The following is an 8,317-nucleotide window of genomic DNA, read 5'->3' as shown; positions in this document are numbered from 1 at the left end:
GGTCAGGGGCTCAGTCGGCGATGCCCACCACCAGCCAGATGAACGCCGCGCCCGCGACCGTGCACAGCAGGGTCGAGCGGGCGGGGTGTTCGTGGTGGGCCTCGGGGAGGATCTCGGCGGCCGCCAGATAGAGGAGCGCGCCGCCGAAGAAGCCGAGATACGCGCCGAGCAGCTTCTCCGGGATCGTGAAGAAGAGGGTCGACGCCGCGCCCACGACCGGTGCCGCCGCGTCCGCCACCAGCATCGCCACCGCCCGGCGCCGGGCGTTCCCGTACAGGCTCGTGATCGTGTACGTGTTGAAGCCGTCCGCGAAGTCATGGGCGATGACCGCGAGGGCCACCGCGGCGCCCATGCCGCCGCCCACCTGGAAGGCCGCGCCGATCGCCACGCCGTCCATGGCGCTGTGGCCGACCATCGCCGCGGCGGCCGTCAGGCCCACCTCGGGGACCCGGGCGTCCCGCTCCTCGCCGCCGTGCGCGGCCTGGCGGGCGGCGAGGAGACGTTCCACCAGATGGGCCATCAGGAAGCCGGCCACGAACAGCAGCAGCGCGGCCGGTACGCCGAACACCTCGGTGCCCGCCGCCTCCAGCGCCTCCGGCAGCAGGTCCAGGCCGACCACGCCCAGCATCAGGCCGCCGGCCAGGCCGAGGACCAGGTGACGGCGGTCGGTCACCCGCTGTGCCGTCCAGCCCCCGGCCAGAGTCATCAGGAACGCGCCGAGCGCGACGAACACCGCCATAGGCCCTTGGTATCCGATGCGGGCCCGTTCGCGCACATCCAGAACCCCCTGTTCGCACACCAGTGATTCTTCGTACGAGAGGACCCGAACCCATGGCCGACGCCCCCACCGGCAAGGTGACCTTCGTCGGTGCCGGACCCGGCGCCGCCGACCTGCTGACGTTCCGTGCCGCGCGCGCCATCGCCGAGGCCGACGTCGTGATCTGGGCGGCGAGCCTGGTCCAGGCGGAGGTCCTGGAGCATGCCCGCGAGGGCGCGGAGATCCTCGACTCGGCGACGATGTCGCTGGAGGACGTCGTCGCCGTCTATCAGAGGGCCCTGCGGGACGGCCTTCGTGTCGCCCGCATCCACTCCGGCGACCCCGCCCTCTGGGGCGGTACGCAGGAGCAGCTCGACCGGTGCGCCCGGATCGGCATCGCGACCGAAGTGATCCCCGGCGTCTCCGCGTTCTCCGCCGTCGCCGCGCTCGCGCAGCGCGAGCTGACCATTCCCGAGGTCGCGCAGTCCGTGGTGCTCACCCGCCTCGGCGGCGGCAAGACGCCGATGCCGCCCGGCGAGGAGGTACGGGAGTTCGCCAAGCACGGCACCACCATGGCGATCTTCCTGTCGGCGGCGCGGAGCGGTCAGCTGGTGCGGGAGCTGCTGGAGGGCGGCTATCCGACCTCCACCCCGGTCGTCGTCGCCTACCAGGCCACCTGGCCCGAGGAGCTCGTCGTGCGGTGCACGATCGAGACGCTGGAGGAAACGGTCAAGGAGCACAAGCTCTGGAAGCACACCCTCTTCCTGGTCGGGCCCGCGCTCGACGCCGAGGGCACCCGCTCGCACCTGTACCACCCCGGCCACTTCCACGGCTACCGCAAGGCCGACCCGGAGGCCCGCCGGGCCCTGCGCGCGCGGGGTGCGAGTACGTGATCACGGTCTTCGGTACGGGGACGGGGGCGCCGGTTCCTGCCGACGTGCTGGCCGGGGCCCGGCTGGTGGTGGGCGGCCGGCGTCATCTGGCGTCCGCGCCCGTGCCCGACGACGCCGAGCAGGTCGTCCTCGGGCCGCTCGCGCCCGCGCTGGACGTCATCGAGCGGCATCTGAAGGTGGAGAGCCGGGTCGTCGTGCTCGCCTCCGGTGATCCCGGGTTCTTCGGGGTCGTGCGGGCGCTGGCCGAGCGGTTCGGGTCCGAGCGGTTGGACGTACGGCCCGGGGTGTCGTCCGTCGCCGCCGCGTTCGCGCGGCTCGGGCTGACGTGGGACGACGCGGTCGTGGTCAGCGCGCACGGGCGGGAGCTGCGGACGGCCGTCAACGTGTGCCGGGCGCGGCCCAAGGTCGCCGTGCTGACCGGGCCGGGGTCCGGGCCCGCCGAGCTGGGCGCCGCGCTGCGGGCCGACGCCCGGGTGCTGGTCGTCGCCTCCGCGCTGGGCTCCGCCGAGGAGCGCGTCGAGCGGGTGACACCGGCCGAGGCCGCCGCCCGTGACTGGGGGACGTCGGTCAGCGTGGTGCTGTGCCTGGACGAGACGCGGCTGCTGGGCGCGGGTGCGCGGACGGTCGCCGGGTCCGACGTCGGCCCCGGTCGATGGGCGCTGGACGAGGGCGAGTTCACGCACCGCGACTCGATGATCACCAAGTTCGAGGTACGGGCCCTCGCGCTGGCCCGGCTCGGCCCTCGTCTCGGCGACCACGTCTGGGACATCGGGGCGGGCTCCGGTTCCGTCGCCGTGGAGTGCGCGCGGCTCGGCGCCGCCGTCACCGCGGTCGAGAAGACCCTGGACGGCGTCGAGCGGGTGCGCGCCAACGCGGTGGCGCACGGGGTCGACGTACGGGCCGTGCACGGGGCCGCGCCCACGGTGCTGTCCGATCTCGACGACCCCGACGCCGTGTTCGTCGGCGGCGGCGGGCGCGAACTGCCCGCGATCGTCACCGCGTGCGCGAGGCGCGCCCGGCGGACGGTCGTCGTGGCGATGGCCGCGCTGGACCGGGTGCCGGCCGTGCGCGAGGCGCTCACCGGCGCCGGGTTCTCCTGCGACGGCGTGCTGTTGCAGTCGTCGCGGCTGGCGCCGCTGCCGGGAGACGTGACCCGGCTCGCGGCGACCAACCCTGTTTTTCTGCTGTGGGGGTACCGAACCCCCGTTTCTCATGAGGGAGTTGCCCTGTGATCGGCCTCATTTCCGCCACCTCGGCGGGCGCGGCTGCGCGCGACCGGCTGGCCGCGGCGTGGCCGGAGCGGACGCGCGTGTACGAGGGTCCCGTCGGCGACGCCGTACGGGCCGCGTTCGCGGAGTGCGAGCAGCTGGTGTGCTTCCTCGCCACGGGTGCCGTGGTGCGGCTCGTCGCGCCGCTGCTCGGCGACAAGACGTCCGACCCGGGTGTGGTGTGCGTCGACGAGGGCAGCCGGTTCGCCGTGTCGCTGGTCGGCGGGCACGGCGGCGGCGCCAATGAACTCGCCCGTGAGGTCGGGGAGTTGCTGGGTGCGGAGCCGGTCGTCACGACGGCTACGGACGCGGTCGGGCTGCCCGGGCTGGACACGCTCGGCTTCCCCGTCGAAGGCGATGTGGCCGCCGTCTCGCGGGCGCTCCTCGACGGTGAACCGGTCGCGCTGGAGGCGGAGTTGGCGTGGCCGCTGCCCGCGCTGAAGGTCTCGGCCGAGGGTGACCACGTCATCCGGCTCACCGACCGTCTCCTCCAGCCCGCCTCGCAGGAGGTCGTCCTGCGGCCGCCGTCCCTCGTCGTCGGCGTCGGCGCCTCGAAGGGCGCGCCGGTCGAGGAGGTGCTGGAGTTGATCGAGAGCGCCCTGCGCGACGCGGGGCTGTCCCGTCTCTGCGTCGCCGAACTCGCCACCGTCGACGCCAAGTCCGAGGAGCCGGGCATCGTCGGGGCGGCTCGTGAGCTGAATGTCCCCTTGGTCACCTACTCCGCCGAGGAACTCAAGGCCGTCGAGGTGCCCAACCCCTCCGACGCGCCCCTCGCCGCCGTGGGCACCCCGTCCGTCGCCGAGGCCGCCGCGCTCGTGACCGGCGGCGAACTCCTCGTACCCAAGCGGAAGTCGGAGCGTGCGGACGGGCTGCCCGCGATGGCTACCTGTGCCGTCGTACGGCGTCCCGCGCGCGGCCGGCTCGCGGTGGTCGGGCTCGGGCCCGGCGCCCGGGACCTGCTGACCCCGCGCGCGAAGGCGGAGTTGCGGGGCGCTGCCGTGCTGGTCGGCCTGGACCAGTACGTCGACCAGATCCGCGATCTGCTGCGGCCCGGCACCGTGATCCTGGAGTCGGGTCTCGGGGCCGAGGAGGAGCGGGCCCGGACGGCCGTGGCGGAGGCCCGTAAGGGGCAGGCCGTCGCGCTGATCGGCAGCGGGGACGCGGGCGTGTACGCCATGGCCTCCCCCGCGCTCGCCGAGGCCTCCGACGACATCGAGGTCGTCGGTGTGCCCGGGGTGACGGCCGCGCTCGCCGCCGCAGCGATCCTGGGCGCCCCGCTGGGCCACGACCACGTCTCCATCAGCCTCTCCGACCTGCACACTCCGTGGGAGGTCATCGAGCGGCGGGTGCGGGCGGCGGCCGAGGCGGACATCGTGGTCACCTTCTACAACCCGCGCTCCCGGGGCCGCGACTGGCAGCTGCCGAAGGCGCTGGCGATCCTCGCCGAGCACCGAGAGCCGACGACGCCGGTCGGGGTCGTACGGAACGCGTCGCGGCCGGACGAGTCCAGTCGGCTCACGACACTGGGGTCCCTGGACCCGGCGACGGTCGACATGATGACGGTCGTGACCGTCGGCAACACGGCGACCCGGGACATCGCGGGGCGCATGGTGACACCGCGCGGCTACCGCTGGCAGACCGCAGAGGAGGGCTCCAAGTGATCCGTGAGGTCCACCCCATCGAGGCGGAGTCCTACCGGCGGCTGCGGGCCCGCCTGGACACCTCGCACTTCCCGCCGCTGACCCGGACAGTGGTCGAGAGGGTCATCCACTCGGCCGCCGACCTGGAGTACGCCGACGACCTCGTCATGGACGAGGGCGAGCTGGAGAAGGCTCATGCCGCGCTGCACGGCGGGGCGCCCGTCGTCGTGGACGTCGAGATGGTGGCCGCCGGGATCACCCGGCGCGAGACCGTCTGCCGGCTCCGCGACGCCGTGGCCGGTCCGGGCCTGACCCGCTCCGCGCACGCGATCCGGCTCGCCTACGAGCAGGTCGGCCCCGGTGCCCTCTGGGTGATCGGCAACGCGCCGACCGCGCTGGAGGAGCTGCTCACCCTGGACGCCGCCCCGGCGCTCGTCATCGGTCTGCCCGTCGGCTTCGTCGGCGCGGTCGAGTCCAAGGCCGCGTTGCGTGAGAGCGGGCTGCCCGCCGTGAGCAACGTGTCCGAGAAGGGCGGGTCGGCCGTCGCCTCGGCCGCGCTCAACGCCCTGCTGTACCACCCCGTTTCCACCGAGGAGAAATCGTGACCACCCCCCAGCCCGCTCTGCTCATCGCCGGCCACGGCACCCGGGACGAGGCCGGGGCCGAGGCGTTCCGCGACTTCGTACGGGAGTTGGGGCGCCGCCACCCCGAACTGCCCGTCGCGGGCGGCTTCATCGAACTGTCCCCGCCGCCGTTGGGCGAGGCCGTCACCGAGCTGGTGGACAGAGGCGTACGACGGTTCGCCGCCGTGCCGCTGATGCTGGTCTCCGCCGGTCACGCCAAGGGCGACATCCCGGCGGCGCTGGCCCGCGAGAAGGAACGGCACCCGGGGATCTCGTACACCTACGGCCGTCCGCTGGGCCCGCATCCGTCGGTGCTGAACGTCCTGGAGCGGCGGCTGGAGGAGGCGCTGGGCACCGAGGGGCGCGCGCCCGGCGACCTCGCCGACGTCACCGTGCTGCTCGTCGGGCGCGGTTCCACCGACCCGGACGCCAACGCCGAGGTGCACAAGGCGGCGCGGCTGCTGTGGGAGGGGCGCGGGTACGCGGGTGTCGAGACGGCGTTCGTGTCGCTGGCGGCGCCGGACGTGCCGAGCGGACTGGACCGGTGCGTGAAGCTGGGCGCGCAGCGGATCGTCGTCCTGCCCTACTTCCTGTTCACCGGCATCCTCCCGGACCGCGTCCGGCAGCAGACCGAGGGCTGGGCCGCCGCCCACCCCGAGGTCGAGGTGCGCTCGGCCGACGTCATCGGTCCGGAGCCGGAGCTGCTCGACCTGGTGATGGAGCGGTACGAGGAGGCGATCAAGGGTGATCTGCGGATGAACTGCGACTCGTGCGTGTACCGCATCGCGCTGCCCGGCTTCGAGGACAAGGTGGGCCTGCCGCAGCAGCCGCACTTCCACCCCGACGACGACGGCCACCATCATCACGGCCATGGACACCACCACCACGGCTCCCACTCCCATGCACACTGACAGACAGGACACCGGCAGCCACGACCTGCGGCACCACGGTGACGCTGAGGTCCGGGACGACGGGGCGCGGCTCACCGACCTCGCCGTGAACGTCCGCGCGGACACGCCCCCGAGATGGCTGCGGGAGCGGATCGCCGAGTCGCTGACCGGGCTGGCCGCCTATCCGGACGGCCGTGAGGCGCGTGAGGCGGTCGCGGCCCGGCACGGGCTGCCCGCGGAGCGGGTGCTGCTCACGGCCGGCGCCGCGGAGGCCTTCGTGCTGCTCGCACGGGCGCTGAGGGTTCGTCAGCCGCTGGTCGTGCACCCGCAGTTCACGGAGCCGGAGGCGGCGCTGCGGGACGCGGGGCACACCGTCAACCGGCTGCTGCTGCGCGAGGAGGACGGCTTCCGACTCGACCCGGCGGCCGTCCCCGAGGATGCCGACCTGGTGGTGATCGGCAACCCGACGAACCCGACGTCGGTCCTGCACCCGGCGGACACGATCGCCCGACTGGCCCGCCCCGGACGGACGTTGGTGGTGGACGAGGCGTTCATGGACGCGGTGCCGGCCGAGCGGGAGGCGCTCGCGGGACGCACCGACGTCCCCGGACTCGTCGTCCTGCGCAGCCTGACCAAGACCTGGGGGCTGGCCGGGCTGCGCATCGGTTACGTCCTCGCCGCCCCGGAGACCATCGAGGAACTGGAACGGGCCCAGCCGCTGTGGCCGGTGTCCACCCCGGCGCTCGCGGCTGCGCGGGCCTGCGTGCAGCCGCAGGCACTGGCCGAGGCGGCCCACGCGGCCCACCGGATCGCCGCCGACCGGGCCCATCTCGTCGCCGGGCTGCGGGAGTTCGCCCCGGACGGACTCAGGGTGGCCGAACCGGCGGAGGGCCCCTTCGTCCTCGTACGCCTGCCGCGGGCCGCCGCCGTGCGCCGGCACTTGCGCGACCTCGGTTTCGCGGTGCGGCGCGGGGACACGTTCCCCGGCCTGGACGAGGAGTGGCTGCGGCTCGCGGTGCGGGACCGGACAACGGTCAACTCGTTCCTCCAGGCGCTGGACCAGGCGATGGTGCTGTCACAGCACTGACCGGCCACGACGGCCCGGCGGGCTCACGACGGCGGGTGGCTCACGCTGCCGCGTACGACGATGTGCGTGCCCAGCACATGGTGGCTGCCGGCGGCCTGGTCCGGGTCTCGCAGCGCTATCCGGACCGCCGCCCGCCCCAGTTCCTCGGCGGGCGTACGCACCGTCGTGAGCGGCGGGTTGAAGTCCTCGGCGAGCGGGATGTCGTTGTAGCCGACGACGGAGACGTCCTCCGGCACCCGCAGGCCGGCGTCGGCGATGGCGCGCAGCGCACCCGCGGCGACCATGTCGTCCCCGGCGACCACGGCGGTGAAGTCCCGTGTCTCCTTGAGGAGTTCGGTCATCGCCCGGAGTCCGGCCGCCCGTCCGAGGCCGCAGTCGACGACCCGGGCGTCGGCGGCCGGGACCCGGTGCTCGGCGAGCGCGGCCCGGTAGCCGGCGACGCGCGCGTCCAGGGCCGTGTTCCCGGGCAGGCCTCCCAGGAAGACGATCCGCCGGTGCCCCGCCGACAGCAGATGCCCGGTGATCGCGCGGGCCCCCGCCTCGTTGTCGAACTCGACGACCAGGGCCGGGATCTCCGGATCGGGGGCGGGTCGGCCGCACAGCACGAGGCGGGCCCCGCTCGCGTCGAGGGCCTGCGCGTAGTGCGTCACGCGGGAGCGGTACGCGTCGTCCTCGACGACCCCGCCGACCAGGATCACCAGCCGCGCGCCCTCCTCCCGCATGAGCTGCACGAACTCCATCTCCCGCTGCGGGTCCCCGCCCGTCGTGCCGACCACGCACAGCCAGCCCCGGTCGGCGGCCTCGGCCTCTACGCCCTCGGCGACCTGGGCGTAGAAGGGGCTGGTGACCTGGCGGACGACGACCGCGACCGTCTTGCGGCCGCCGCCCACCAGGGCGCGTGCGTGGGCGTTGGCGACGTAGTCGAGGTCGCGGGCGGCGCGCAGGACGCGGGCCCGGGTGGTGGGCGGCACGGGATGGTTGCCGCTGAGCGCGCGGGACGCGGTCGCCGTGGACACGCCCGCCCGCTCGGCGACCTCGCGGATCGTGACCCGCCCCTTGCCTGCCTTGTCGTTGCCCATCCCCCGCGTCTCCTGTCCCACCGGCGGCCCGGCACGCGTCGGCCGCGTAGCCCTTGGCGGACCATTCTGTCGCCGCCGCG

At 74.3% G+C, this 8,317-nt stretch carries 8 protein-coding genes; 6 read left to right on the top strand and 2 right to left on the bottom strand.

Annotation, left to right across the window (positions count from 1 at the left end; all coding sequences use genetic code 11):
- Positions 1 to 10: 10 nt before the first annotated feature.
- On the bottom strand, positions 11 to 739 hold the full coding sequence (locus IQ210_RS19900) for a ZIP family metal transporter (RefSeq protein WP_194080388.1): 729 nt from the start codon (positions 737 to 739) through the stop codon (positions 11 to 13).
- Positions 740 to 831: 92 nt separating this feature from the next.
- Between IQ210_RS19900 and cobM the strand changes: the two genes are divergently transcribed.
- Genes cobM through cobC form a run of 6 tightly spaced genes read left to right on the top strand, consistent with a single transcriptional unit; the run spans position 832 to position 7,158 of the window.
- Entirely contained in the window at positions 832 to 1,650 is an 819-nt protein-coding gene (cobM, locus tag IQ210_RS19895) for a precorrin-4 C(11)-methyltransferase (protein WP_194080387.1), read from the top strand.
- Positions 1,647 to 2,882 (top strand): precorrin-6y C5,15-methyltransferase (decarboxylating) subunit CbiE, encoded by a 1,236-nt coding sequence (gene cbiE, locus IQ210_RS19890; protein ID WP_194080386.1) that lies wholly within the window; start codon positions 1,647 to 1,649, stop codon positions 2,880 to 2,882. Before cobM ends, cbiE begins: the two co-directional genes overlap by 4 nt.
- Entirely contained in the window at positions 2,879 to 4,579 is a 1,701-nt protein-coding gene (gene cobJ, locus IQ210_RS19885; protein ID WP_194080385.1) for a precorrin-3B C(17)-methyltransferase, read from the top strand. Before cbiE ends, cobJ begins: the two co-directional genes overlap by 4 nt.
- A complete protein-coding gene (locus tag IQ210_RS19880) occupies positions 4,576 to 5,163 on the top strand; it encodes a precorrin-8X methylmutase (protein WP_194080384.1) in 588 nt (195 codons plus the stop codon). The genes cobJ and IQ210_RS19880 overlap by 4 nt, the downstream gene beginning before the upstream one ends.
- Positions 5,160 to 6,092 carry a sirohydrochlorin chelatase gene (locus IQ210_RS19875; protein ID WP_194080383.1) on the top strand — a complete coding sequence of 311 codons (933 nt, stop codon included), beginning with the start codon at positions 5,160 to 5,162 and terminating at the stop codon, positions 6,090 to 6,092. The genes IQ210_RS19880 and IQ210_RS19875 overlap by 4 nt, the downstream gene beginning before the upstream one ends.
- Positions 6,082 to 7,158 (top strand): Rv2231c family pyridoxal phosphate-dependent protein CobC, encoded by a 1,077-nt coding sequence (cobC, locus tag IQ210_RS19870; protein WP_194080470.1) that lies wholly within the window; start codon positions 6,082 to 6,084, stop codon positions 7,156 to 7,158. Before IQ210_RS19875 ends, cobC begins: the two co-directional genes overlap by 11 nt.
- A gap of 23 nt (positions 7,159 to 7,181) precedes the next feature.
- Here cobC and IQ210_RS19865 read toward each other — a convergent pair whose 3' ends face one another.
- A complete protein-coding gene (locus IQ210_RS19865; protein ID WP_194080382.1) occupies positions 7,182 to 8,237 on the bottom strand; it encodes a LacI family DNA-binding transcriptional regulator in 1,056 nt (351 codons plus the stop codon).
- Positions 8,238 to 8,317: the final 80 nt, after the last annotated feature.

The organism is Streptomyces justiciae (assembly GCF_015163075.1).
GTDB classification, from domain to species: Bacteria; Actinomycetota; Actinomycetes; order Streptomycetales; family Streptomycetaceae; genus Streptomyces; species Streptomyces justiciae.
This window is presented reverse-complemented; position numbering and strand designations above follow the sequence as displayed.